Raw genomic sequence first — 23039 nt, 5'->3', positions numbered from 1 at the left:
GGCGTCCTTTTTTGTTTTATTAGCGTGTGTATTTGTCACAAATTTTCGCATTTTTTGTTTGCTCCCGCCCCGTATACTGGCGTTTGTGCTATTGTAATCATAACCATTCTCACTTACACTTTGCGCATATTTTGAACGGGAGTCTTTATGTACGTTTGTTTATGTAATGGTGTGAGTGACAAAAAAATACGTCAGGCCGTTCGCCAGTTTCAGCCACAGTCCTTCCAGCAACTTCGCAAGTTTGTTCCAGTGGGAAATCAATGCGGTAAATGCGTACGCGCAGCGCGTGAAATCATGCAGGATGAACTGATGCAGATCCCGGAATACAAAGAGATCGCGTAAGCGCCCATCTTTTTTTTGACATCCCTGTAGCCCGATCTACGCTTCAATGAGTGGAAGCGGAGGGACTATATAATGAAAGGTGATGTTAAAATCATAAGTTATCTCAATAAATTATTGGGAAATGAGCTTGTCGCAATCAATCAGTATTTTCTCCATGCGAGAATGTTTAAAAACTGGGGCCTCATGCGCCTCAACGACGTTGAGTATCACGAATCCATCGATGAGATGAAACATGCCGATAAATATATCGAGCGTATTTTATTTCTCGAAGGCATCCCCAACCTGCAGGACCTAGGTAAACTCGGCATCGGTGAAGATGTTGAAGAGATGCTGCGATCCGATCTCAGACTTGAACTTGAAGGCGCAAAAGACCTTCGCGAAGCTATTGCCTACGCAGACAGCGTCCATGACTACGTTAGCCGCGATATGATGATCCAGATTCTGGCCGATGAAGAAGGGCATATCGACTGGCTGGAAACCGAGCTGGATCTCATTGGCAAAATTGGCCTGCAAAACTATCTCCAGTCGCAGATTAAAGTGGAAGATTAACCAGCGTCTGCCAACCTACACATAAACCCGCTGCCGCCAGAAATGGCCCAAAAGGCAGTGGGTTTTTTAATGTCCGTCTGGCAGGGTTGAACAACGAAGTCATAAGAAGGTAGAGCAGCGCCAATAGTGCGGCAACCAGTGCCAGTTCGGGCAACACGCACCAACCATGCCATGCACCGAGCGCTGAAAGATACTTCACATCGCCATAGCCCATCCCTTCACGGCGAAATATTAGCCGATAACCCCAGTAGATCATGGCAAAGCCGACATACCCTGCCATCGCCCCGACCACTGCGCCAGGCAGAAAATCAGGGTGAAGACAGAGTTGATAGAGCAAACCAGCCCATAACAGGGGACAGAGATATTTATCAGGGAGAATGCCTGAGCGAATATCTTCACGCACCAGTAAACATGAGAGAACAAAATAGATGAGCAGGAAGGGGAGGAGAGTAAGCATGAACGAAACCTCAAGGTGAATTTCAGCGCATACTCTCCACACCACGAATGCCTGGCAATAGCCAAAAAATGTAATTGCGTAGTGGTTTCATAAGAACAGAAGAAAGGGGACGGATTGCAGAAAACAGTGCGAGGCCTTACGCAAGGTACACCTTTAGCGCTTAAATTCTAAACGGCACTTGCGTCTTGCCCAGATTTACGTATAATGCGCGGGCTTGTCGTAATTGACGGCGGGTTCAATCTGAACCGGAGTGACTCATTTTGTTACTCAACAATGCTCCCAATTGGGGAGCTACGTAAGAACGGTTACACTCTCCCATCAATCGTAATGGGTTTGAGGAGTAATCATTTTCGTTTATAAAATAATTGGAGCTCTGGTCTCATGCAGAACCAAAGAATCCGTATCCGCCTTAAAGCGTTTGATCATCGTCTGATCGATCAATCAACCGCGGAAATCGTCGAGACTGCTAAGCGCACTGGTGCGCAAGTCCGTGGTCCGATCCCGCTGCCGACCCGCAAAGAGCGCTTCACCGTTCTGATCTCCCCGCACGTTAACAAAGACGCGCGTGATCAGTACGAAATCCGCACTCACAAGCGTCTGGTTGACATCGTTGAGCCAACTGAGAAAACCGTTGATGCTCTGATGCGTCTGGATCTGGCTGCCGGTGTAGACGTGCAGATCAGCCTGGGTTAATCAGGTCATCGAGCGATTGAGAGGTTGAAACAATGATTGGTTTAGTCGGTAAAAAAGTGGGTATGACCCGCATCTTCACTGAAGATGGCGTTTCTATCCCAGTAACCGTAATCGAAGTTGAAGCAAACCGCGTTACTCAGGTTAAAGATCTGGCTAACGATGGCTACCGCGCTATTCAGGTTACCACTGGTGCTAAAAAAGCTAACCGTGTAACCAAACCAGAAGCGGGTCACTTCGCTAAAGCTGGCGTTGAAGCTGGCCGTGGTCTGTGGGAATTCCGTCTTGCTGAAGGCGAAGAGTTCACCGTAGGTCAGGACATTAGCGTTGAGCTGTTTGCTGACGTTAAAAAAGTTGACGTAACCGGTACCTCTAAAGGTAAAGGTTTTGCTGGTACCGTTAAGCGCTGGAACTTCCGTACCCAGGACGCTACTCACGGTAACTCCTTGTCTCACCGCGTTCCGGGTTCTATCGGTCAGAACCAGACTCCGGGCAAAGTGTTCAAAGGCAAGAAAATGGCAGGTCAGCTGGGCAACGAACGTGTAACTGTTCAGAGCCTGGACGTAGTACGTGTTGACGCTGAGCGCAACCTGCTGCTGGTTAAAGGTGCGGTCCCGGGTGCAACCGGTAGCGACCTGATCGTTAAACCAGCTGTGAAGGCGTAAGGGGATAGCAATGGAATTAGTATTGAAAGACGCGCAGAGCGCGCTGACTGTTTCCGAAACTACCTTCGGTCGTGATTTCAACGAAGCGCTGGTTCACCAGGTTGTTGTTGCTTATGCAGCTGGTGCTCGTCAGGGTACTCGTGCTCAGAAGACTCGTGCTGAAGTAACTGGTTCTGGCAAAAAGCCATGGCGCCAGAAAGGTACCGGCCGTGCGCGTTCAGGTTCTATCAAGAGCCCGATCTGGCGTTCAGGTGGCGTGACCTTCGCTGCGCGTCCACAGGACCACAGTCAAAAAGTTAACAAAAAGATGTACCGCGGCGCGCTGAAAAGCATCCTGTCCGAGCTGGTACGTCAGGATCGTCTGATCGTTGTCGAGAAGTTCTCTGTAGAAGCGCCTAAAACTAAGCTGCTGGCACAGAAACTGAAAGACATGGCTCTGGAAGATGTGCTGATCATCACCGGTGAGCTGGACGAGAACCTGTTCCTGGCCGCGCGCAACCTGCACAAGGTTGACGTACGCGACGCGACTGGTATCGACCCGGTTAGCCTGATCGCCTTCGACAAAGTCGTAATGACTGCTGATGCTGTTAAGCAAGTTGAGGAGATGCTGGCATGATTCGTGAAGAACGTCTGCTGAAGGTGCTGCGCGCACCGCACGTTTCTGAAAAAGCGTCTACTGCGATGGAAAAAACAAACACCATCGTTCTCAAAGTTGCTAAAGACGCGACCAAAGCAGAGATCAAAGCTGCTGTGCAGAAACTGTTTGAAGTCGAAGTCGAAGTCGTTAACACCCTGGTAGTTAAAGGGAAAGTTAAACGTCACGGACAGCGTATCGGTCGTCGTAGCGACTGGAAAAAAGCTTACGTCACCCTGAAAGAAGGCCAGAACCTGGACTTCGTTGGCGGCGCTGAGTAAGTCGGAGGAGTAATACAATGGCAGTTGTTAAATGTAAACCGACATCTCCGGGTCGTCGCCACGTAGTTAAAGTGGTTAACCCTGAGCTGCACAAGGGCAAACCTTTTGCTCCGTTGCTGGAAAAAAACAGCAAATCCGGTGGTCGTAACAACAATGGCCGTATCACCACTCGTCACATCGGTGGTGGCCACAAGCAGGCTTATCGTATTGTTGACTTCAAACGCAACAAAGACGGTATCCCAGCAGTTGTTGAGCGTCTTGAGTACGATCCGAACCGTTCCGCGAACATCGCGCTGGTTCTGTACAAAGACGGCGAACGCCGTTACATCCTGGCCCCTAAAGGCCTGAAAGCTGGCGACCAGATTCAGTCTGGCGTTGATGCTGCAATCAAAGCAGGCAACACCCTGCCGATGCGCAATATCCCGGTTGGTTCTACCGTTCATAACGTAGAAATGAAACCAGGTAAAGGCGGTCAGCTGGCGCGTTCCGCGGGTACTTACGTTCAGATCGTTGCGCGTGACGGTGCTTATGTCACCCTGCGTCTGCGTTCTGGTGAAATGCGTAAAGTCGAAGCAGACTGCCGCGCTACTCTGGGCGAAGTTGGCAATGCTGAGCATATGCTGCGCGTTCTGGGTAAAGCTGGTGCTGCACGCTGGCGTGGTGTTCGTCCTACCGTTCGCGGTACTGCGATGAACCCAGTAGACCACCCACATGGTGGTGGTGAAGGTCGTAACTTTGGTAAGCACCCGGTAACTCCGTGGGGCGTTCAGACCAAAGGTAAGAAGACCCGCAGCAACAAGCGTACTGATAAATTTATCGTACGTCGCCGTAGCAAATAATTTTAGAGGATAAGCCATGCCACGTTCTCTCAAGAAAGGTCCTTTTATTGACCTGCACTTGCTGAAGAAGGTAGAGAAAGCGGTGGAAAGCGGAGACAAGAAGCCCCTGCGCACTTGGTCCCGTCGTTCAACGATCTTTCCTAACATGATCGGTTTGACCATCGCTGTCCATAATGGTCGTCAGCACGTTCCAGTCTTTGTTACCGACGAAATGGTTGGTCACAAACTGGGTGAATTCGCACCGACTCGTACTTATCGCGGCCACGCTGCTGATAAAAAAGCGAAGAAGAAATAAGGTAGGAGGAAGAGATGGAAACTTTAGCTCAACATCGCCATGCTCGTTCTTCTGCACAGAAGGTTCGCCTTGTTGCTGACCTGATTCGCGGTAAGAAAGTGTCGCAGGCCCTGGACATCCTGACCTATACCAACAAGAAAGCTGCGGTATTGGTCAAGAAAGTACTGGAATCTGCCATTGCTAACGCTGAACACAACGATGGCGCTGACATCGACGATCTGAAAGTCGCGAAAATTTTCGTAGATGAAGGCCCAAGCATGAAGCGCATTATGCCGCGTGCGAAAGGTCGTGCAGATCGCATCCTGAAGCGCACCAGCCACATTACTGTGGTTGTGTCCGATCGCTGAGACTCTGGAGACTAGCAATGGGTCAGAAAGTACATCCTAATGGTATTCGCCTGGGTATTGTAAAACCATGGAACTCTACCTGGTTTGCGAACACCAAAGAATTCGCTGACAACCTGGACAGCGATTTTAAAGTACGTCAGTACCTGACGAAGGAACTGGCTAAAGCGTCTGTATCTCGTATCGTTATCGAGCGTCCAGCTAAGAGCATCCGTGTGACTATTCACACTGCTCGCCCTGGCATCGTTATCGGTAAGAAAGGCGAAGACGTAGAAAAACTGCGCAAGGTCGTAGCGGATATCGCTGGCGTTCCTGCACAGATCAATATCGCTGAAGTTCGTAAGCCTGAACTGGACGCTAAATTGGTTGCTGACAGCATCACTTCTCAGCTGGAACGTCGTGTTATGTTCCGTCGTGCTATGAAGCGTGCTGTACAGAACGCAATGCGTCTGGGCGCTAAAGGTATCAAAGTTGAAGTTAGCGGCCGTCTGGGCGGCGCGGAAATCGCACGTACCGAATGGTACCGTGAAGGTCGCGTACCGCTGCACACTCTGCGTGCTGACATCGACTACAACACCTCTGAAGCGCACACCACTTACGGTGTAATCGGCGTTAAGGTATGGATCTTCAAAGGTGAGATCCTGGGTGGTATGGCTGCTGTTGAACAACCGGAAAAACCGGCTGCTCAACCTAAAAAGCAGCAGCGTAAAGGCCGTAAATAAGGAGCGTCGCTGATGTTACAACCAAAGCGTACAAAATTCCGTAAAGTGCACAAAGGCCGCAACCGTGGTCTGGCGCAGGGTACGGATGTTAGCTTCGGCACTTTCGGTCTGAAAGCTGTTGGCCGTGGTCGTCTGACTGCACGTCAGATCGAAGCAGCACGTCGTGCAATGACCCGTGCAGTTAAGCGTCAAGGTAAGATCTGGATCCGTGTATTCCCGGACAAACCGATCACCGAGAAGCCGCTGGAAGTTCGTATGGGTAAAGGTAAAGGTAACGTGGAGTACTGGGTTGCCTTGATCCAACCGGGCAAAGTCCTGTATGAAATGGACGGTGTTCCGGAAGAGCTGGCCCGTGAAGCCTTCGGCCTGGCAGCAGCGAAACTGCCTATCAAAACCACCTTTGTAACTAAGACGGTGATGTAATGAAAGCAAAAGAGCTGCGTGAAAAGAGCGTTGAAGAGCTGAACGCTGAGCTGCTGAACCTGCTGCGCGAGCAGTTCAACCTGCGTATGCAGGCTGCAAGTGGCCAGCTGCAACAGACCCACCTGCTGAAGCAAGTGCGTCGCAATGTTGCACGCGTTAAGACTTTACTGACTGAGAAGGCGGGTGCGTAATGACCGATAAAATCCGTACTCTGCAAGGTCGTGTTGTTAGCGACAAAATGGAGAAATCCATCGTTGTTGCTATCGAACGCATTGTGAAACACCCGATCTACGGTAAATTCATCAAGCGTACGACCAAACTGCACGTACATGACGAGAACAACGAATGTGGTATCGGCGACAAGGTTGAAATCCGTGAATGCCGTCCACTGTCCAAGACTAAGTCCTGGACGCTGGTTCGCGTTGTAGAGAAAGCGGTTCTGTAATACAGTACCCGTTCTCGATACGAATAAACGGCTCAGCGATGAGCCGTTTATTTTTTCTACCCATATTGCAGAAGCGGTGTTATAATGCCGCGCCCTCGATATGGGGCTTTTTAACGGCTCTGATTTTAGAGTCTCAGGTAGTAGTTGACATTAGCGGAGCACTAAAATGATCCAAGAACAGACTATGCTGAACGTCGCCGACAACTCCGGTGCACGTCGCGTAATGTGTATCAAGGTTCTGGGTGGCTCGCACCGTCGCTACGCAGGCGTAGGCGACATCATCAAGATCACCATCAAAGAAGCAATTCCACGTGGTAAGGTCAAAAAAGGTGATGTGCTGAAAGCGGTAGTGGTGCGCACCAAGAAGGGTGTTCGTCGCCCTGACGGTTCTGTCATTCGCTTCGATGGTAATGCATGCGTTATTTTGAACAATAACAGCGAGCAGCCAATCGGCACGCGTATCTTTGGGCCGGTAACTCGTGAACTTCGTACTGAGAAGTTCATGAAAATTATCTCTCTGGCACCAGAAGTACTCTAAGGAGCGAATCATGGCAGCGAAAATCCGTCGTGATGACGAAGTTATCGTGTTAACCGGTAAAGATAAAGGTAAACGCGGTAAAGTAAAAAATGTCCTGTCTTCCGGCAAGGTCATTGTTGAAGGTATCAACCTGGTTAAAAAACATCAGAAGCCGGTTCCGGCCCTGAACCAACCAGGCGGCATCGTTGAAAAAGAAGCTGCTATTCAGGTTTCTAACGTTGCAATCTTCAATGCGGCAACCGGCAAGGCTGACCGTGTAGGCTTTAGATTCGAAGACGGCAAAAAAGTCCGTTTCTTCAAGTCTAACAGCGAAACTATCAAGTAATTTGGAGTAGTACGATGGCGAAACTGCATGATTACTACAAAGACGAAGTAGTTAAGAAACTCATGACTGAGTTTAACTACAATTCTGTCATGCAAGTCCCTCGGGTCGAGAAGATCACCCTGAACATGGGTGTTGGTGAAGCGATCGCTGACAAGAAACTGCTGGATAACGCAGCAGCTGACCTGACAGCAATCTCCGGTCAAAAACCGCTGATCACCAAAGCACGCAAATCAGTTGCAGGCTTCAAAATCCGTCAGGGCTATCCGATCGGCTGTAAAGTAACTCTGCGTGGCGAACGCATGTGGGAGTTCTTTGAGCGCCTGATCACTATTGCTGTACCTCGTATCCGTGACTTCCGTGGCCTGTCCGCTAAGTCATTCGACGGTCGTGGTAACTACAGCATGGGTGTCCGTGAGCAGATCATCTTCCCAGAAATCGACTACGATAAAGTCGACCGCGTGCGTGGTTTGGATATTACCATTACCACTACTGCGAAATCTGACGAAGAAGGCCGTGCTCTGCTGGCTGCCTTTGACTTCCCGTTCCGCAAGTAAGGTAGGGTTACTGAATGGCTAAGCAATCAATGAAAGCACGCGAAGTAAAACGCGTAGCTTTAGCTGATAAATTCTTCGCTAAACGCGCTGAACTGAAAGCGATCATCTCTGATGTGAACGCTTCCGACGAAGATCGTTGGAACGCAGTTCTCAAGCTGCAAACTCTGCCGCGTGATTCCAGCCCGTCTCGTCAGCGTAACCGCTGCCGTCAAACAGGTCGTCCACATGGTTATGTGGGCAAGTTCGGGTTGAGCCGTATTAAGCTGCGTGAAGCCGCCATGCGCGGTGAAGTGCCAGGCTTGAAAAAGGCTAGCTGGTAATTGTCACCAATTGAATCACGGGAGTAAAGACAGATGAGCATGCAAGATCCGATCGCGGATATGCTGACCCGTATCCGTAACGGTCAGGCCGCGAATAAAGCTGCGGTCACCATGCCTTCCTCCAAGCTGAAAGTGGCAATCGCCAACGTGCTGAAGGACGAAGGTTTTATTGAAGATTTTAAAGTTGAAGGCGACACCAAGCCGGAACTGGAAGTGACTCTTAAGTACTTCCAGGGTAAAGCTGTTGTAGAAAGCATTCAGCGTGTCAGCCGCCCAGGTCTGCGCATCTATAAGAAAAAAGATGAGCTGCCAAAAGTTATGGCCGGTCTGGGTATCGCAGTTGTTTCTACCTCTAAAGGTGTTATGACTGATCGTGCAGCGCGCCAGGCTGGTCTTGGCGGCGAAATTATCTGCTACGTAGCCTAATCGGAGGAAAAAATGTCTCGTGTTGCTAAAGCACCGGTCGTTGTTCCTGCCGGCGTTGATGTAAAAATCAACGGTCAGGTTATTACGATCAAAGGTAAAAACGGCGAGCTGACTCGTACTCTCAACGATGCTGTTGAAGTTAAACATGCAGATAATGCTCTGACCTTCGGTCCGCGTGATGGTTACGCAGACGGCTGGGCTCAGGCTGGTACCGCGCGTGCCCTGCTGAACTCAATGGTTATCGGTGTTACCGAAGGCTTCACTAAGAAGCTGCAGCTGGTTGGTGTAGGTTATCGTGCAGCGATCAAAGGGAATGCAGTAGGCCTGTCTCTGGGCTTCTCTCACCCTGTTGAGCATCCGCTGCCGGCCGGTATCACTGCAGAATGTCCAACTCAGACTGAGATCGTGCTGAAAGGCGCTGATAAACAGCTGATTGGCCAGGTTGCAGCAGATCTGCGCGCCTACCGTCGTCCTGAGCCTTATAAAGGCAAGGGTGTTCGTTACGCCGACGAAGTCGTGCGTACCAAAGAGGCTAAGAAGAAGTAAGGTAACACTATGGATAAGAAATCTGCTCGTATCCGTCGTGCGACCCGCGCACGCCGCAAGCTCAAAGAGCTGGGTGCAACTCGCCTGGTGGTACATCGTACCCCGCGTCACATTTACGCACAGGTAATTGCACCGAACGGTTCTGAAGTTCTGGTAGCTGCTTCTACTGTAGAAAAAGCTATCGCAGAACAATTGAAGTACACCGGTAACAAAGACGCTGCTGCAGCTGTAGGTAAAGCTGTTGCTGAACGCGCTCTGGAAAAAGGCATCAGCAATGTATCCTTTGACCGTTCCGGGTTCCAATATCATGGTCGTGTCCAGGCACTGGCAGATGCTGCCCGTGAAGCTGGCCTTCAGTTCTAAGGTAGAGGTGTAAGATGGCTCACATCGAAAAACAAGCTGGCGAACTGCAGGAAAAGCTGATCGCGGTAAACCGCGTATCTAAAACCGTTAAAGGTGGTCGTATTTTCTCCTTCACAGCTCTGACTGTAGTTGGTGATGGTAACGGTCGCGTTGGTTTTGGTTACGGTAAAGCGCGTGAAGTTCCAGCAGCGATCCAGAAAGCGATGGAAAAAGCCCGTCGCAATATGATTAACGTCGCGCTGAACAACGGCACCCTGCAGCACCCAGTTAAAGGTGTTCACACGGGTTCTCGTGTATTCATGCAGCCAGCTTCAGAAGGTACCGGTATCATCGCCGGTGGTGCAATGCGCGCCGTTCTGGAAGTTGCTGGGGTTCATAACGTTCTGGCTAAAGCATACGGTTCCACCAACCCGATCAACGTGGTTCGTGCAACTATTGATGGCCTGGAAAATATGAATTCTCCAGAAATGGTCGCTGCCAAGCGTGGTAAATCCGTTGAAGAAATTCTGGGGTAATTGACCATGGCAAAGACTATTAAAATCACTCAAACCCGCAGTGCAATCGGTCGTCTGCCGAAACACAAGGCAACGCTGCTTGGCCTGGGTCTGCGTCGTATTGGTCATACCGTTGAGCGCGAGGATACTCCTGCTGTTCGCGGTATGGTCAACGCGGTTTACTTCATGGTTAAAGTTGAGGAGTAAGAGATGCGTTTAAATACTCTGTCTCCGGCCGAAGGCTCTAAAAAGGCGGGTAAACGCCTGGGTCGTGGTATCGGTTCTGGCCTCGGCAAAACCGGTGGTCGTGGTCACAAAGGTCAGAACTCTCGTTCTGGCGGTGGCGTACGTCGCGGTTTCGAGGGTGGCCAGATGCCACTGTACCGTCGTCTGCCGAAGTTCGGCTTCACTTCTCGCAAAGCAGCGATCACAGCGGAAGTCCGTCTGTCTGACCTGGCGAAAGTTGAAGGCGGCGTTGTAGACCTGAACACGCTGAAAGCAGCTAACATTATCGGTATCCAGATCGAGTTCGCGAAAGTGATCCTGGCTGGTGAAGTTTCTACTCCGGTAACTGTTCGTGGCCTGCGTGTTACTAAAGGTGCTCGTGCTGCTATCGAAGCTGCTGGCGGTAAAATTGAGGAATAAGTAGCAGATGGCTAAGCAACCGGGATTAGATTTTCAAAGTGCCAAAGGTGGATTTGGTGAGCTGAAACGCAGACTGCTGTTTGTAATCGGCGCGCTGATTGTGTTCCGTATTGGCTCTTTTATTCCGATCCCTGGTATCGATGCCGCTGTACTTGCCAAACTGCTTGAGCAACAGCGAGGCACCATCATTGAAATGTTTAACATGTTCTCTGGTGGTGCTCTCAGCCGTGCTTCTATCTTCGCGCTGGGTATTATGCCGTATATTTCGGCATCCATTATTATCCAGCTGCTGACGGTCGTTCATCCGGCCCTGGCAGAACTGAAGAAAGAAGGGGAGTCTGGACGTCGTAAGATTAGTCAGTACACCCGCTACGGTACTCTGGTGCTGGCAATATTCCAGTCGATCGGTATTGCTACCGGTCTTCCGAATATGCCTGGTATGCAGGGCCTGGTCTTAAACCCAGGCTTTGCATTCTATTTCACCGCTGTTGTTAGTCTGGTCACAGGGACAATGTTCCTGATGTGGCTCGGCGAACAGATTACTGAACGTGGTATCGGTAACGGTATCTCAATCATTATCTTCGCCGGTATTGTTGCGGGTCTCCCGCCAGCCATCGCCCATACTATCGAGCAAGCGCGTCAAGGCGACCTGCACTTCCTCCTGTTGCTGTTGGTTGCAGTATTAGTATTTGCAGTGACGTTCTTTGTTGTCTTCGTTGAACGTGGTCAACGCCGCATTGTGGTGAACTACGCGAAACGTCAGCAGGGTCGTCGTGTCTATGCTGCACAGAGCACACATTTGCCGCTGAAAGTGAATATGGCAGGGGTAATCCCGGCGATCTTCGCTTCCAGTATTATTCTGTTCCCGGCAACCATCGCGTCATGGTTCGGGGGCGGTACTGGTTGGAACTGGCTGACAACAATTTCGCTGTATTTGCAGCCTGGGCAACCACTTTATGTGTTACTCTATGCGTCTGCGATCATCTTCTTCTGTTTCTTCTACACGGCGTTGGTCTTCAACCCGCGTGAAACAGCAGATAACCTGAAGAAGTCCGGTGCATTTGTACCAGGAATTCGTCCGGGAGAGCAAACGGCGAAGTATATCGATAAAGTAATGACTCGCCTGACTTTGGTTGGTGCGCTTTATATTACTTTTATCTGCCTGATCCCGGAGTTCATGCGTGATGCAATGAAAGTACCGTTCTACTTCGGTGGGACCTCACTGCTTATCGTTGTTGTCGTGATTATGGACTTTATGGCTCAAGTGCAAACTCTGATGATGTCCAGTCAGTATGAGTCTGCATTGAAGAAGGCGAACCTGAAAGGCTACGGCCGCTAATTGGTCGCCTGAGAAGTTACGGAGAGTAAAAATGAAAGTTCGTGCTTCCGTCAAGAAATTATGCCGTAACTGCAAAATCGTTAAGCGTGATGGTGTCATCCGTGTGATTTGCAGTGCCGAGCCGAAGCATAAACAGCGCCAAGGCTGATTATTTCGCATATTTTTCTTGCAAAGTTGGGTTGAGCTGGCTAGATTAGCCAGCCAATCTTTTGTATGTCTGTACGTTTCCATTTGAGTATCCTGAAAACGGGCTTTTCAGCATGGTGCGTACATATTAAATAGTAGGAGTGCATAGTGGCCCGTATAGCAGGCATTAACATTCCTGATCAGAAACATGCTGTGATCGCATTAACTTCGATCTACGGCATCGGCAAGACCCGTTCTAAAGCCATCCTGGCTGCAGCGGGTATCGCTGAAGATGTTAAGATCAGTGAGCTGTCTGAAGGACAAATCGACACGCTGCGTGACGAAGTTGCCAAATTTGTCGTTGAAGGTGATCTGCGCCGTGAAATCAGCATGAGCATCAAGCGCCTGATGGATCTTGGTTGCTATCGCGGTTTGCGTCATCGTCGTGGTCTGCCAGTGCGCGGTCAGCGTACTAAGACCAACGCACGTACCCGTAAGGGTCCGCGCAAACCGATCAAGAAATAATCGGGGTGATTGAATAATGGCAAAGGCACCAATTCGTGCACGTAAACGTGTAAGAAAACAAGTCTCTGACGGCGTGGCTCATATCCATGCTTCTTTCAACAACACCATCGTTACTATTACTGATCGTCAGGGTAACGCATTGGGTTGGGCAACAGCCGGTGGTTCCGGTTTCCGTGGTTCTCGCAAATCCACTCCGTTTGCAGCTCAGGTTGCAGCAGAGCGTTGCGCAGAAGCCGTAAAAGAATACGGCATCAAGAATCTGGAAGTTATGGTTAAAGGTCCGGGTCCGGGTCGTGAATCTACTGTTCGCGCTCTGAACGCCGCTGGTTTCCGCATCACTAATATTACTGATGTGACTCCGATCCCTCATAACGGTTGTCGTCCGCCGAAAAAACGTCGCGTATAACGCTCGTTTTTTAGGTTAGTTGGAGATAGAAAATGGCAAGATATTTGGGTCCTAAGCTCAAGCTGAGCCGTCGTGAGGGCACCGACTTATTCCTTAAGTCTGGCGTTCGCGCGATCGATACCAAGTGTAAAATTGAACAAGCTCCTGGCCAGCACGGTGCGCGTAAACCGCGTCTGTCTGACTATGGTGTGCAGTTGCGTGAAAAGCAAAAAGTTCGCCGTATCTACGGTGTGCTGGAGCGTCAGTTCCGTAACTACTATAAAGAAGCAGCACGTCTGAAAGGCAACACAGGTGAAAACCTGCTGGCTCTGCTGGAAGGTCGTCTGGACAACGTTGTATACCGTATGGGCTTCGGCGCTACTCGTGCTGAATCACGCCAGCTGGTTAGCCACAAAGCAATCATGGTAAACGGTCGTGTTGTTAACATCGCTTCTTATCAGGTTAAAGCGAATGACGTTGTTAGCATTCGTGAGAAAGCGAAAAAGCAATCTCGCGTGAAAGCCGCTCTGGAGCTGGCTGAGCAGCGTGAAAAGCCAACCTGGCTGGAAGTTGATGCTGGCAAGATGGAAGGTACGTTCAAGCGTCAGCCAGAACGTTCTGATCTGTCTGCGGACATTAACGAACACCTGATCGTCGAGCTTTACTCCAAGTAAAGCTTAGTACCAAAGAGAGGACACAATGCAGGGTTCTGTGACAGAGTTTCTAAAACCGCGCCTGGTAGATATCGAGCAAGTGAGTTCGACGCACGCCAAGGTGACCCTTGAGCCTTTAGAGCGTGGCTTTGGCCATACTCTGGGTAACGCACTGCGCCGTATTCTGCTCTCATCGATGCCGGGTTGCGCGGTGACCGAGGTTGAGATTGATGGTGTACTTCATGAGTACAGCACCAAAGAAGGCGTTCAGGAAGATATCCTTGAAATCCTGCTCAACCTGAAAGGGCTGGCGGTGAGAGTTCAGGGTAAAGATGAAGTTATTCTTACTCTGAATAAATCTGGCATTGGCCCTGTGACTGCAGCCGACATCACCCACGACGGTGATGTTGAAATCGTCAAGCCGCAGCACGTGATCTGCCACCTGACCGATGAGAACGCAGCTATTAGCATGCGTATCAAAGTTCAGCGCGGTCGTGGTTATGTGCCGGCTTCTGCCCGAATTCATTCGGAAGAAGATGAGCGCCCAATCGGCCGTCTGCTGGTCGACGCATGCTACAGCCCTGTAGAGCGTATTGCCTACAATGTTGAAGCAGCGCGTGTAGAACAGCGTACCGACCTGGACAAGCTGGTCATCGAAATGGAAACCAATGGCACAATCGATCCTGAAGAGGCGATTCGTCGTGCGGCAACCATCCTGGCAGAACAACTGGAAGCTTTCGTTGACTTACGTGATGTACGTCAGCCGGAAGTGAAAGAAGAGAAACCAGAATTCGATCCGATCCTGCTGCGCCCTGTTGACGATCTCGAATTGACTGTCCGCTCTGCTAACTGCCTCAAGGCAGAAGCTATCCACTATATCGGTGATCTGGTACAGCGTACCGAGGTTGAGTTGCTGAAAACGCCGAACCTGGGTAAAAAATCTCTTACTGAGATTAAAGACGTGCTGGCTTCACGTGGTCTGTCTCTGGGCATGCGCCTGGAAAACTGGCCACCAGCAAGCATTGCTGACGAGTAACCGGATCACAGGTTAAGGTTTTACTGAGAAGGATAAGGTCATGCGCCATCGTAAGAGTGGTCGTCAACTGAACCGCAACAGCAGCCATCGCCAGGCTATGTTCCGCAACATGGCAGGTTCACTGGTTCGTCATGAAATCATCAAGACGACCCTGCCTAAAGCGAAAGAGCTGCGTCGTGTAGTTGAGCCGCTGATTACTCTTGCCAAGACTGACAGCGTTGCTAATCGTCGTCTGGCATTCGCCCGTACTCGTGATAACGAGATCGTGGCAAAACTGTTTAACGAGCTGGGCCCGCGTTTCGCGAGCCGTGCCGGTGGTTACACTCGCATTCTGAAGTGTGGCTTCCGCGCAGGCGACAACGCTCCGATGGCTTACATCGAGCTGGTTGATCGTTCTGAGTCGAAAGCAGAAGCTGCTGCAGAGTAATCTGCAGTAACGTAAAAAAACCCGCTCCGGCGGGTTTTTTTATATCCGCACTATCCCCACTTCTCTACAATATCTGTATTAATTTTGTTCATCCCCTGGAGTTTATGATGTGGTTGCTCGACCAGTGGGCAGAACGCCATATTCGCGATGCCCAAACTAAAGGCGAATTCGATAACCTGTCCGGTAGCGGTGAACCGCTAATACTGGAAGATGATTCGCATATACCCCCTGAACTACGGGCTGGATATCGCTTACTGAAAAATGCGGGGTGTCTGCCTCCCGAGCTTGAACAGCGCAAAGAGGCGATTGAGCTTACTGACCTGCTAAAAGGGATACGGAAAGACGATCCCCGTCATGGAGAACTAAGCCGGCGGTTGGCTCTGGTTGAACTCAAGCTACGACAAGCAGGAATTGCGACTGATTTTCTGCATGGCGAGTATAGTGAAAGACTGATGCAGAAAATAAACGAGGAATAGCCATGTATCGTATCGGTGAACTTGCAAAGCTTGCTAACGTGACGCCGGATACCATCCGTTACTATGAAAAACAGCAGATGATTGATCACGAGGTGCGAACCGAAGGTGGGTTCCGGCTCTATACCGACAACGATCTGCAACGGCTGCGGTTTATTCGTTATGCACGCCAACTGGGATTCACGCTGGATTCGATCCGTGAGTTATTGTCGATCCGTATCGATCCGGCACATCACACCTGCCAGGAATCGAAAAGCATTGTCCAGGCCAGGCTGGATGAAGTTGAAGCGCGTATTCAGGAACTGCAAACCATGCAGCGCTCTCTGCAAAGGTTGAATGATGCATGCTGTGGTACGGCTCACAGCAGTGTCTATTGTTCTATTCTGGAGGCCCTTGAACAAGGGGCAAGTGGAGAAACCCGGGGTTGTTGATTTTTTATCAGTCCGGGTCTAGACTCCCCTCGACATTAATCATGCTCAGGAGAAATTATGAGTCACTATCAACATACGAAGGGACAAATTAAAGATAATGCCATTGAGGCTTTGCTTCACGACCCGCTTTTTCGACAGCGAGTTGAAAAGAACAAAAAAGGGAAGGGAAGTTATCTGCGTAAAAACAAACATGCAAAACGGGGTAACTGGGAGGCCAGTGGCAAGCAAGCGAATCGCTTATTTACCACTGGCCTTCCTGCTTTTAGCTGTTAAACGCGGTTATTCTGCTCTTTTAACAGATCGCGAATTTCAGTCAGTAATACTTCTTCTTTCGTAGGCGCGGGCGCCGCAGCAGGCTCTTCTTTTTTACGGTTGAGCTTGTTGATAAGCTTGATGGCCATAAAAATGGCAAACGCGACGATCACGAAATCAAATACGTTCTGAATAAACACGCCATAGTGCATCACCACTGCCGGGATATCCCCCTGTGCTTCCCGAAGCGTGAAGGCGAATTGTTTGAAATCAATGCCCCCAATTAATAGCCCTAAAGGTGGCATGATGATATCAGCCACTAAAGATGAAACGATCTTGCCGAACGCTGCACCAATAATGACACCCACTGCCAAATCCACCACATTTCCGCGCATCGCAAATTCGCGAAATTCTTTAACAAAACTCATTATGTTCTCCTTGTGCCAGCTGACGACTATAAGTTTAACAAATGATTAGCTAATTGCCATTGGGGATAAATAAACGTTATGAAAATAAAAGGCACAGGAATCAGAAGGATAATATTCAGGTGCTCTATCGCGAGCACCTGAATCATTACAGGAAGAATGGGCTTGGCTGGAATAAACGTTCGACGTCGGTAATAAATTTTTTATCGGTCAGGAACATAATAACGTGATCGCCTTGTTCAATACGCAAATTATCATTGGCAATCATGACATCATTCCCGCGTACTACAGCGCCGATAATTGTGCCGGGTGGTAGCTTAATTTCATCGATGGCGCGTCCCACCACGCGCGATGTGGTTTCATCACCGTGAGCGACAGCTTCAATAGCTTCAGCGACGCCGCGACGAAGTGAGGACACACCAACAATATCTGCTTTACGAACGTGGCTCAACAGCGCGGAAATCGTTGCCTGCTGCGGCGAAATCGCAATATCAATTACGCTCCCCTGCACCAGGTCAACATAGGCACGACGCTGAATAAGTACCATGACCTTTTTTGCTCCCATGCGCTTGGCGAGCATGGCGGACATAATATTTGCTTCATCGTCGTTGGTGACGGCAATAAACAGATCAACTTGATCGATATGCTCTTCTGCCAGTAATTCCTGATCTGATGCATCGCCATAAAACACGATCGTGTTTTGTAGTTTTTCAGCAAGTTCAGAGGCGCGCTGTTGATCGCGCTCGATCAACTTCACGCTATAGTCTTTTTCCAGACGGCGAGCGAGACCTGCGCCGATATTACCCCCGCCGACCAGCATGATGCGTTTATAGGGCTTTTCGAGGCGCTGAAGTTCACTCATAACGGCACGAATATGTTGAGAGGCAGCAATGAAGAAAACTTCATCTCCTGCTTCGACAATGGTCGAGCCCTGAGGTCGAATCGGTCTGTCGTGACGGAAAATGGCTGCGACGCGGGTATCGATATGCGGCATATGTTCGCGCATCGTAGACAGCGCGTTTCCGATCAACGGACCGCCATAATAGGCCTTAACAACGGCCAGACTCACTTTCCCTTCTGCAAAGTTCACGACCTGCAGTGCGCCGGGATATTCGATGAGGCGATAAATATTATCGATAACCAGCTGTTCTGGTGCGATAAGGTGGTCGATTGGTACCGCTTCTGAGTTAAAGAGTTTTTCCGCATCGCGGACATAATCCGGGGAGCGGATACGGGCGATTCGGTTAGGCGTGTTGAAGAGCGAATAGGCCACCTGACAAGCGACCATATTGGTCTCATCCGAGCTGGTCACGGCCACTAACATATCGGCATCGTCAGCACCGGCTTCACGGAGGACACGTGGATGCGAACCGTGCCCCTGCACAACGCGAAGGTCAAATTTATCCTGCAGAACGCGCAGTCGATCGCCGTTGGTATCGACGATCGTAATGTCGTTGTTTTCACCTACAAGGTTTTCCGCCAGCGTCCCGCCGACCTGTCCTGCGCCCAGAATGATAATCTTCATATCTCGTGACCTGTTCTCAACATCACTCTTTGATTAGCTTAGCGTAAAAGAAGCCATCACCCTCTTCAGCGCCGGGCAGGTTCTGCTGGCCCGGGTGCTCCGGTGTCCCCGTATCGCGCAGCGTAGCGCCAGGAGTGCGTTTAAGGAAGGCTGAAATTTGCTGGCTATTCTCCTCCGGAAGAATGGAACAGGTGGCATAGACCAGCGTTCCGCCAGGCTTCAGGTGTGGCCAGATAGCGTCAAGGATCTCGGATTGCAGCTGCGCAAGTTCCTTTATATCACAGTCGCGACGCAGCCACTTAATGTCCGGGTGACGACGAATAACGCCGGTTGCCGAGCAGGGAGCGTCCAGCAAAATGCGGTCGAATTGAGTCTCGCCGCACCATTCTGCGGGCTTACGTCCGTCGCCTTGCTTGACCTGCGCCTTCATACCTAAACGCTTAAGGTTGTCGTAGACACGCGAAAGTCGCTGCTCATCAACATCCACAGCCATTACGCTGGCCTGCGGTGCGACTTCCAGAATATGCGTTGTTTTGCCCCCAGGCGCGGCACACAGGTCGAGGATCTGTTCGCCATTTTTGGGTTCGAGCCATGTCATACAGCCCTGAGCAGATGCATCCTGAACGGTTACCCAGCCTTCATCGAATCCGGGTAAGGCATGCACCGGCACAGGGGAGGCTAAACGCACGGCATCAGGATAAGTATCATGCGCGAATCCACTCATTTCGGCTTCTTCCAGCAAGGCCAGCCATGCATCGCGGGTATGATGATTACGGTTAACGCGTAACCACATCGGCGGACGTTGATTATTTGCGTCAGCAATATCCTGCCACCGCTGCGGATACGCTTTTTTGAGGCGATTCAGAAGCCAGTCAGGATGAAGGAAACGGGTTTCGCTTTTTGCAAATTCTGCCAGAAGTTCTTCCTGTTGACGCTGGAACTGACGCAGTACGCCGTTGATCAGCCCTTTGAGCTGGGGACGTTTAATCGCGACAGCACCTTCTACCGTCTCAGCCAACGCAGCATGAGGTGGGATGCGGGTATGAAGAAGCTGATAGAAGCCAACCATAATCAAATAATGGACGGTACGCTGCTTACCGGTCATTGGGCGCGACATCAGCTTATTAATCAGCCATTCAAGCTGAGAAAGGGTGCGCAGGACGCCAAAACAGAGCTCCTGAAGCAGAGCTCTGTCTTTGTCGGACACTTTTTGCTGCAGTGGAGGTAGGACATTACTCAGTGATTGACCCTGCTCGACAACCTGCTCAACGGCCTGTGCCGCCAGACTGCGTAGATTTTGTTTTTTCATAACCGTAAAAATAAAAATGCCCGGAAACACCGGGCCTTAAGAATAAATTTGCTCAGGCAAGGCGAGAGCCAGGGATAAACCATTCGCGACGGGAATTTAACAGATCCTGAGCACTCATTGCCTTTTTACCCGCGGGTTGCAGTGATTCCAGATTCAGGATCCCTTCCGAGGTTGCCACCTGGATACCATTTTTGCTGGCTTCGATAATTGTACCCGGCTCAGCAGACGTATTGCCTTCAATGACGGATGCTTTCCAGACTTTAACAGGTTGCTCATCGATCACCATCCAGCTCATTGGCCACGGATTAAAGGCGCGAATGCAACGCTCAAGCTGTGCGGCTGAGAGGGACCAGTCGACCCGCGCCTCTTCTTTGCTGAGTTTTTCGGCGTAGGTCACCAGAGTCTCATCCTGAACTTCAGGGGTAGCCGTATTATCAGCAAGCTGCTGCAAGGTTTTGATGAGTCCTTGTGGACCCAGGTCCGCCAGTTTGTCATACAGCGTGGCACTGGTGTCGTCGGCGGTAATTGGACAGGCCAGTTTATACAGCATGTCGCCGGTGTCTAAACCTACATCCATCTTCATGATGGTGACGCCAGTTTCAGCATCACCCGCCCACAACGAGCGTTGGATCGGTGCCGCGCCACGCCAGCGTGGAAGCAACGAACCATGTACGTTGACACACCCCAGACGAGGCATATCAAGCACGACTTTTGGCAGAATTAAGCCGTAAGCCACCACCACCATGACATCAGCATTGAGATCGGCAACAAGTTGCTGATTTTCCTGAGGTCGTAAGGATGCGGGCTGGTAAACGGGTAACCCATGTTCTTCTGCCAGCACTTTCACCGGGCTGGGCATGAGCTTTTTACCACGGCCTGCCGGGCGATCCGGTTGGGTAAACACGCCAACAACCTGGTGGCCAGAAGATAACAGCGCGTCAAGATGACGCGCTGCAAAATCAGGGGTACCCGCGAAGATAATACGTAGTGTTTTAGACACGATGATCCTTGTATCCGGGGGGATGTTATGCGCGGGAGCGCAAACGATCCAGTTTCTCTACTTTCTGACGAATACGCTGCTGCTTCAATGGTGAGAGGTAATCGATAAACAGTTTACCGACCAGGTGATCCATCTCATGCTGAATACAAATCGCCAGCAGATCGTCTGCTTCCAGTTCGAACGGGTTGCCTTCACGATCCAGGGCGCGAATTTTCACTTTTTCGGCACGTGGAACTAAAGCACGCTGTTCAGGAATGGACAGACAACCTTCCTCAATACCTGTTTCACCGCTCTTTTCCAACAGCTCAGGGTTGATCAGCACCAGACGGCCATCGCGATTCTCAGAAACGTCGATCACGATAATACGCTTGTGAATGTCCACCTGAGTTGCCGCAAGACCAATGCCTTCTTCGGCGTACATGGTATCGAACATATCATCAACGATACGCTGAATTTCTGCATTCACTTCTTTGACCGGTTCAGCGACGATGCGAAGGCGCTCGTCCGGAATATGTAACACTTGCAAAACTGCCATAAATTTCCAGAGTCGTGTTCAGGAGTTGATAAGAATACTATCTCTATTCTAGACAAATCCCCCATCGATTGACAGCATCCGTGACCAATCGCAATGATTGCAGAGGCTGCTTATGGCAGGGAAAAGGATGACGTCGACGGAGATATGGTTACGGCTAATCCACACAGGCTCTCTGTGTGGTGATCAGATGCTCGCAGCGGCAGCGCGACTACTTATGCAGACAAGGATTGATGATGCCGTTGTCAGAGATGCCGGGCTGTCAACAAAACAGGCTCAACAGTTCTTTGCGCTTGATGAAAATGAACTGCAACGAAATCTGGCGTGGCTTGAACAGCCGGAGAACCATCTGCTGACGGCGGATGATCCTCGTTATCCCCCTTTACTTCGCACGATCCCTGACTACCCCAGCGCATTGTTTATTAAAGGCAATCCTGAAGCCCTTATTACCGTTCAACTGGCGGTTGTGGGTAGCCGCGCGCCATCCTGGTACGGTGAGCGATGGGGGAAAATCCTGTGCGAACAACTTTCACAAAGTGGTTTCACGATCACCAGTGGGCTGGCCTGCGGTATTGACGGCGTCGCTCACCACGCCGCGCTGTCTGTAAAAGGGCGAAGTGTCGCGGTGCTTGGAAACGGGCTGTTTAGCATTTATCCCCGTCGGCATCAGGCTCTGGCTGCACGGCTTATCGAATCAGAGGGGGCTATTGTGTCAGAGTTCCCGCTGTCAGCGCCGCCCTGGCCGGCAAATTTTCCACGTCGTAACCGAATCATCAGCGGTCTGAGTCTGGGCGTGCTGGTGGTGGAGGCCGCTTTAAGAAGCGGCTCACTCGTCACGGCACGGTATGCGCTAGAACAGGGGCGAGAAGTCTTTGCCTTACCTGGCCCGATAGGTAACCCGGGGTGTGAGGGCCCCCACTGGCTCATCAAGCAGGGGGCAACGCCTGTGACGAGCGTCGAGGACATCCTTGAAAATTTGCAATATGGCTTGCACTGGTTAACAGATGAACCCGAAAAGCGACATTTTTCATCAGATCAGGAGAAGGTGGCATTGCCATTTCCCAGCCTCCTGGCTAACGTAGGAGATGAGGTAACACCTGTTGACGTTGTCGCTGAACGTGCCGGCCAACCTGTGCCAGTAACGGTAGCACAGCTACTCGAACTGGAGTTAGCAGGGTGGATCGCAGCTGTACCCGGCGGCTATGTCCGATTGAGGAGGGCAAGCCATGTTCGACGTACTGATGTATTTGTTTGAGACTTACATCCATAACGAAGCAGAAATGCGAGTGGATCAGGACAAATTGACACAGGATCTTACCGATGCGGGGTTTGAACGGGAAGATATTTATAATGCGTTGATGTGGCTGGAAAAACTGGCTGATTATCAGGAAGGCCTTGCCGAACCGATGCAGCTTGCTTCTGACCCATTGTCTGTGCGCATTTATACCGCTGAAGAGTGTGAAAGGCTGGACGCCAGCTGCCGGGGATTCATCTTATTCCTTGAGCAGATTCAGGTGCTAAACCTCGAAACAAGAGAAATGGTGATAGAGCGTGTTATGGCGCTGGATACGGCAGAGTTCGAACTGGATGACCTCAAGTGGGTGATCCTGATGGTTCTGTTTAATATTCCAGGCTGTGAAAATGCCTATCAGCAAATGGAAGAATTACTCTTTGAAGTGAATGAAGGTATGCTGCACTAATTCA

At 50.5% G+C, this 23039-nt stretch carries 41 protein-coding genes; 35 read left to right on the top strand and 6 right to left on the bottom strand.

The features are described 5' to 3' along the window. Positions 1–147 precede the first annotated feature (147 nt). Positions 148–342 (top strand): bacterioferritin-associated ferredoxin, encoded by a 195-nt coding sequence (gene bfd / locus ACQG22_RS21600; protein ID WP_008503493.1) that lies wholly within the window; start codon positions 148–150, stop codon positions 340–342. A gap of 72 nt (positions 343–414) precedes the next feature. Then, positions 415–891 (top strand): bacterioferritin, encoded by a 477-nt coding sequence (gene bfr / locus ACQG22_RS21595; protein ID WP_013099029.1) that lies wholly within the window; start codon positions 415–417, stop codon positions 889–891. On the opposite strand, the gene ACQG22_RS21590 is transcribed toward bfr, so the two are convergent. Continuing rightward, on the bottom strand, positions 875–1348 hold the full coding sequence (locus tag ACQG22_RS21590; protein WP_057072483.1) for a prepilin peptidase: 474 nt from the start codon (positions 1346–1348) through the stop codon (positions 875–877). The genes bfr and ACQG22_RS21590 overlap by 17 nt on opposite strands. A gap of 381 nt (positions 1349–1729) precedes the next feature. On the opposite strand from ACQG22_RS21590, the gene rpsJ reads away from it, so the two are divergent. The 31 genes from rpsJ (at position 1730) to ACQG22_RS21435 (ending at position 16565) form a co-directional block, all read left to right on the top strand. Then, positions 1730–2041 (top strand): 30S ribosomal protein S10, encoded by a 312-nt coding sequence (gene rpsJ / locus ACQG22_RS21585; protein ID WP_001181005.1) that lies wholly within the window; start codon positions 1730–1732, stop codon positions 2039–2041. Positions 2042–2073: 32 nt separating this feature from the next. After that, the gene (gene rplC / locus ACQG22_RS21580) at positions 2074–2703 is read left to right on the top strand and encodes a 50S ribosomal protein L3 (RefSeq protein WP_003863274.1); all 630 of its coding nucleotides are present in this window, start codon (positions 2074–2076) and stop codon (positions 2701–2703) included. Between the two features lie 10 nt (positions 2704–2713). Then, on the top strand, positions 2714–3319 hold the full coding sequence (gene rplD / locus ACQG22_RS21575) for a 50S ribosomal protein L4 (RefSeq protein WP_000424395.1): 606 nt from the start codon (positions 2714–2716) through the stop codon (positions 3317–3319). Next, the gene (gene rplW / locus ACQG22_RS21570; RefSeq protein ID WP_000617546.1) at positions 3316–3618 is read left to right on the top strand and encodes a 50S ribosomal protein L23; all 303 of its coding nucleotides are present in this window, start codon (positions 3316–3318) and stop codon (positions 3616–3618) included. Before rplD ends, rplW begins: the two co-directional genes overlap by 4 nt. A gap of 17 nt (positions 3619–3635) precedes the next feature. Beyond that, positions 3636–4457 carry a 50S ribosomal protein L2 gene (gene rplB, locus ACQG22_RS21565; protein WP_000301859.1) on the top strand — a complete coding sequence of 274 codons (822 nt, stop codon included), beginning with the start codon at positions 3636–3638 and terminating at the stop codon, positions 4455–4457. 16 nt (positions 4458–4473) lie between these two features. After that, positions 4474–4752: a 30S ribosomal protein S19 gene (gene rpsS / locus ACQG22_RS21560; protein WP_001138117.1), complete on the top strand. Its 279-nt coding sequence runs from the start codon at positions 4474–4476 to the stop codon at positions 4750–4752. Positions 4753–4766: 14 nt separating this feature from the next. Further along, a complete protein-coding gene (rplV, locus tag ACQG22_RS21555) occupies positions 4767–5099 on the top strand; it encodes a 50S ribosomal protein L22 (RefSeq protein WP_002919773.1) in 333 nt (110 codons plus the stop codon). A gap of 17 nt (positions 5100–5116) precedes the next feature. Beyond that, the gene (rpsC, locus tag ACQG22_RS21550) at positions 5117–5818 is read left to right on the top strand and encodes a 30S ribosomal protein S3 (RefSeq protein ID WP_000529945.1); all 702 of its coding nucleotides are present in this window, start codon (positions 5117–5119) and stop codon (positions 5816–5818) included. 12 nt (positions 5819–5830) lie between these two features. Continuing rightward, positions 5831–6241, top strand: a complete 411-nt coding sequence (gene rplP / locus ACQG22_RS21545; protein ID WP_002919759.1) for a 50S ribosomal protein L16 — start codon at positions 5831–5833, stop codon at positions 6239–6241. Next, positions 6241–6432, top strand: coding sequence for a 50S ribosomal protein L29 (gene rpmC, locus ACQG22_RS21540; protein WP_013099027.1), 192 nt, complete (start codon positions 6241–6243; stop codon positions 6430–6432). The genes rplP and rpmC overlap by 1 nt, the downstream gene beginning before the upstream one ends. Then, the gene (gene rpsQ, locus ACQG22_RS21535) at positions 6432–6686 is read left to right on the top strand and encodes a 30S ribosomal protein S17 (protein WP_008503489.1); all 255 of its coding nucleotides are present in this window, start codon (positions 6432–6434) and stop codon (positions 6684–6686) included. The genes rpmC and rpsQ overlap by 1 nt, the downstream gene beginning before the upstream one ends. A 166-nt stretch (positions 6687–6852) precedes the next feature. Further along, positions 6853–7224 carry a 50S ribosomal protein L14 gene (rplN, locus tag ACQG22_RS21530; RefSeq protein ID WP_002919748.1) on the top strand — a complete coding sequence of 124 codons (372 nt, stop codon included), beginning with the start codon at positions 6853–6855 and terminating at the stop codon, positions 7222–7224. 10 nt (positions 7225–7234) lie between these two features. Continuing rightward, positions 7235–7549, top strand: coding sequence for a 50S ribosomal protein L24 (rplX, locus tag ACQG22_RS21525; RefSeq protein ID WP_000729185.1), 315 nt, complete (start codon positions 7235–7237; stop codon positions 7547–7549). Positions 7550–7563: 14 nt separating this feature from the next. Beyond that, entirely contained in the window at positions 7564–8103 is a 540-nt protein-coding gene (rplE, locus tag ACQG22_RS21520; RefSeq protein ID WP_001096202.1) for a 50S ribosomal protein L5, read from the top strand. A gap of 14 nt (positions 8104–8117) precedes the next feature. Beyond that, the gene (gene rpsN, locus ACQG22_RS21515; RefSeq protein ID WP_013099026.1) at positions 8118–8423 is read left to right on the top strand and encodes a 30S ribosomal protein S14; all 306 of its coding nucleotides are present in this window, start codon (positions 8118–8120) and stop codon (positions 8421–8423) included. Positions 8424–8456: 33 nt separating this feature from the next. Further along, the gene (rpsH, locus tag ACQG22_RS21510) at positions 8457–8849 is read left to right on the top strand and encodes a 30S ribosomal protein S8 (protein WP_013099025.1); all 393 of its coding nucleotides are present in this window, start codon (positions 8457–8459) and stop codon (positions 8847–8849) included. Between the two features lie 12 nt (positions 8850–8861). Then, complete coding sequence (rplF, locus tag ACQG22_RS21505) at positions 8862–9395, top strand: 50S ribosomal protein L6 (RefSeq protein ID WP_013099024.1); 534 nt, start codon at positions 8862–8864, stop codon at positions 9393–9395. A gap of 9 nt (positions 9396–9404) precedes the next feature. Beyond that, the gene (gene rplR, locus ACQG22_RS21500; RefSeq protein WP_013099023.1) at positions 9405–9758 is read left to right on the top strand and encodes a 50S ribosomal protein L18; all 354 of its coding nucleotides are present in this window, start codon (positions 9405–9407) and stop codon (positions 9756–9758) included. A gap of 14 nt (positions 9759–9772) precedes the next feature. Beyond that, positions 9773–10273 (top strand): 30S ribosomal protein S5, encoded by a 501-nt coding sequence (gene rpsE, locus ACQG22_RS21495; protein WP_003863299.1) that lies wholly within the window; start codon positions 9773–9775, stop codon positions 10271–10273. A 6-nt stretch (positions 10274–10279) separates the two neighbouring features. Continuing rightward, entirely contained in the window at positions 10280–10459 is a 180-nt protein-coding gene (gene rpmD / locus ACQG22_RS21490; RefSeq protein ID WP_003863301.1) for a 50S ribosomal protein L30, read from the top strand. 3 nt (positions 10460–10462) lie between these two features. Further along, positions 10463–10897 carry a 50S ribosomal protein L15 gene (rplO, locus tag ACQG22_RS21485; protein WP_013099022.1) on the top strand — a complete coding sequence of 145 codons (435 nt, stop codon included), beginning with the start codon at positions 10463–10465 and terminating at the stop codon, positions 10895–10897. A gap of 7 nt (positions 10898–10904) precedes the next feature. Further along, on the top strand, positions 10905–12236 hold the full coding sequence (gene secY, locus ACQG22_RS21480) for a preprotein translocase subunit SecY (RefSeq protein WP_003863305.1): 1332 nt from the start codon (positions 10905–10907) through the stop codon (positions 12234–12236). 31 nt (positions 12237–12267) lie between these two features. Further along, positions 12268–12384, top strand: a complete 117-nt coding sequence (rpmJ, locus tag ACQG22_RS21475; protein ID WP_000868187.1) for a 50S ribosomal protein L36 — start codon at positions 12268–12270, stop codon at positions 12382–12384. Between the two features lie 146 nt (positions 12385–12530). After that, positions 12531–12887 (top strand): 30S ribosomal protein S13, encoded by a 357-nt coding sequence (gene rpsM / locus ACQG22_RS21470; RefSeq protein ID WP_013099021.1) that lies wholly within the window; start codon positions 12531–12533, stop codon positions 12885–12887. A gap of 16 nt (positions 12888–12903) precedes the next feature. Beyond that, on the top strand, positions 12904–13293 hold the full coding sequence (gene rpsK, locus ACQG22_RS21465) for a 30S ribosomal protein S11 (protein ID WP_003031137.1): 390 nt from the start codon (positions 12904–12906) through the stop codon (positions 13291–13293). A gap of 32 nt (positions 13294–13325) precedes the next feature. Beyond that, positions 13326–13946 carry a 30S ribosomal protein S4 gene (rpsD, locus tag ACQG22_RS21460; RefSeq protein ID WP_003863314.1) on the top strand — a complete coding sequence of 207 codons (621 nt, stop codon included), beginning with the start codon at positions 13326–13328 and terminating at the stop codon, positions 13944–13946. A 25-nt stretch (positions 13947–13971) separates the two neighbouring features. Then, positions 13972–14961, top strand: a complete 990-nt coding sequence (locus ACQG22_RS21455; protein ID WP_002919219.1) for a DNA-directed RNA polymerase subunit alpha — start codon at positions 13972–13974, stop codon at positions 14959–14961. Positions 14962–15001: 40 nt separating this feature from the next. Beyond that, positions 15002–15388, top strand: coding sequence for a 50S ribosomal protein L17 (gene rplQ / locus ACQG22_RS21450; RefSeq protein WP_001216372.1), 387 nt, complete (start codon positions 15002–15004; stop codon positions 15386–15388). Between the two features lie 107 nt (positions 15389–15495). Continuing rightward, positions 15496–15864, top strand: coding sequence for a DUF1992 domain-containing protein (locus ACQG22_RS21445; protein WP_013099020.1), 369 nt, complete (start codon positions 15496–15498; stop codon positions 15862–15864). Between the two features lie 2 nt (positions 15865–15866). After that, positions 15867–16292, top strand: coding sequence for a Zn(2+)-responsive transcriptional regulator (gene zntR, locus ACQG22_RS21440; RefSeq protein WP_013099019.1), 426 nt, complete (start codon positions 15867–15869; stop codon positions 16290–16292). 57 nt (positions 16293–16349) lie between these two features. After that, a complete protein-coding gene (locus tag ACQG22_RS21435) occupies positions 16350–16565 on the top strand; it encodes an alternative ribosome-rescue factor A (RefSeq protein ID WP_013099018.1) in 216 nt (71 codons plus the stop codon). Here the strand turns inward: ACQG22_RS21435 and mscL are convergent. From mscL to def, 5 genes are all read right to left on the bottom strand, one after another. Then, entirely contained in the window at positions 16562–16972 is a 411-nt protein-coding gene (mscL, locus tag ACQG22_RS21430) for a large-conductance mechanosensitive channel protein MscL (RefSeq protein ID WP_013099017.1), read from the bottom strand. The genes ACQG22_RS21435 and mscL overlap by 4 nt on opposite strands. Before the next feature lie 145 nt (positions 16973–17117). Further along, positions 17118–18494, bottom strand: coding sequence for a Trk system potassium transporter TrkA (trkA, locus tag ACQG22_RS21425; protein WP_013099016.1), 1377 nt, complete (start codon positions 18492–18494; stop codon positions 17118–17120). A 22-nt stretch (positions 18495–18516) separates the two neighbouring features. Then, positions 18517–19803, bottom strand: a complete 1287-nt coding sequence (gene rsmB / locus ACQG22_RS21420) for a 16S rRNA (cytosine(967)-C(5))-methyltransferase RsmB (protein ID WP_102752816.1) — start codon at positions 19801–19803, stop codon at positions 18517–18519. 52 nt (positions 19804–19855) lie between these two features. Beyond that, positions 19856–20803 (bottom strand): methionyl-tRNA formyltransferase, encoded by a 948-nt coding sequence (gene fmt / locus ACQG22_RS21415; RefSeq protein ID WP_013099014.1) that lies wholly within the window; start codon positions 20801–20803, stop codon positions 19856–19858. Positions 20804–20828: 25 nt separating this feature from the next. Further along, on the bottom strand, positions 20829–21338 hold the full coding sequence (gene def, locus ACQG22_RS21410) for a peptide deformylase (RefSeq protein WP_013099013.1): 510 nt from the start codon (positions 21336–21338) through the stop codon (positions 20829–20831). Positions 21339–21465: 127 nt separating this feature from the next. Here def and dprA point away from each other — a divergent pair, with 127 nt between their 5' ends. Both dprA and smg read left to right on the top strand, forming a co-directional pair. Beyond that, the gene (gene dprA / locus ACQG22_RS21405; protein WP_044157682.1) at positions 21466–22590 is read left to right on the top strand and encodes a DNA-protecting protein DprA; all 1125 of its coding nucleotides are present in this window, start codon (positions 21466–21468) and stop codon (positions 22588–22590) included. Beyond that, the gene (smg, locus tag ACQG22_RS21400; protein WP_013099011.1) at positions 22562–23035 is read left to right on the top strand and encodes a DUF494 family protein Smg; all 474 of its coding nucleotides are present in this window, start codon (positions 22562–22564) and stop codon (positions 23033–23035) included. Before dprA ends, smg begins: the two co-directional genes overlap by 29 nt. Positions 23036–23039: the final 4 nt, after the last annotated feature.

The sequence above is a fragment of the Enterobacter cloacae complex sp. 309I3 genome (genome assembly GCF_050031595.1).
GTDB classification, from domain to species: domain Bacteria; phylum Pseudomonadota; class Gammaproteobacteria; order Enterobacterales; family Enterobacteriaceae; genus Enterobacter; species Enterobacter cloacae.
The sequence above is the reverse complement of the archived record's forward strand: the minus strand, read 5'-3'. Positions and strand labels throughout refer to the sequence as shown.